Below are 1,075 nucleotides of genomic sequence, written 5' to 3' on the forward strand. Positions count from 1 at the left end.
TGTACCCAGCCATCACGTTGGTGACAGGCGGCTGACCGGCGGCAGGCCACCGAGGGCGCTGTGACGGCGTTGAGTGTTGTAGCGCTCCAGCCAGGGAGCAAGGGCCGCGGCCCGCTCAGCGTTGCTGCCGTAGGCGCGGCGGTAGGCCCACTCGGTGGCCAGCGTCCGGTTCAACCGCTCAGCCTTGCCGTTCTGCCAGGGGCAGTGCGGCTTGATGAACTTCTGCCGCGCCCCCAGGCCGGCGCAGACCTCCCGCAGCGACCAGCGGTAGGCCCAGGCGTTGTCGGTCATCACCCGCTCGATCCGGGGGATGCCGTGAGCGGCGAAGTAGGCCGCGCCCCGGGCCAGGAAGCCGGCGCAGGTCACGCCCTTCTCATCGGGAAGGATCTCCGAATAGGCCAGCCGGGAGTGGTCGTCCACCAGCGAGTGCACGTAGTCGTACCCGATCCGCCTTTGGCGATCGCGGTTGCCATCGGCCCGCCCCAGGGCGCGCCAGCCACCGCCGTCGGGGATGCGGCCGATCTTCTTGACGTCCATGTGCACCAGCTCACCGGGCCGGGCCCGCTCGTAGCGGATGGCGGTGGCCTTGGAGGAGCGCAACAGTTCACCGGTCATCGGGTCCAGCGCGGCCAGGTGCGGCAGACCGTGACGGACCAGAACCCGGGAGACCGTGCGGGCCGGCACGCCCAGTCGAGCGCCCAGCTCGTCCGGGCCCAGGCGCTCCCGCTGGCGCAGTTCAACGATGCCGGCCTCGACGTCCTGGGGAGTGCGGGTCGGACTGTGATGCGGGCGGCTGGAGCGGTCGTGCAGGCCCTGCAGGCCTTCGCTGTCGTAGCGCTCGATCCAGGTGCGGACGCACTTGCGGGAGACGCCCATCGCGGCGGCGATGTGGGCTTGGTGCCAGCCCTGCTGGTGGCGCCGGACGATCAGGAGCCGGCCGTGGACGGTGGTGCGGGCGTTAGCGTGGGCCACGAGGACCTCCGGGTGGATGTGGACCTTCGACAAGTCACACCCCACCTGGGGGTCCTCCCGTGTTCAAGCCGACGCGCTGTCACCAACGTCCTGGCTGGGTACA

Annotated in this window: 1 protein-coding gene; it reads right to left on the reverse strand. The window is 70.6% G+C overall.

Going from position 1 to position 1,075, the window contains the following annotated elements:
• Window positions 1-12: 12 nt before the first annotated feature.
• On the reverse strand, window positions 13-972 hold the full coding sequence (locus ACRYR2_RS25000; RefSeq protein WP_432565708.1) for an IS481 family transposase: 960 nt from the start codon (window positions 970-972) through the stop codon (window positions 13-15).
• Between the last annotated feature and the right edge of the window lie 103 nt (window positions 973-1,075).

Source organism: Kineococcus deserti (assembly GCF_050871945.1).
GTDB lineage: Bacteria > Actinomycetota > Actinomycetes > Actinomycetales > Kineococcaceae > Kineococcus.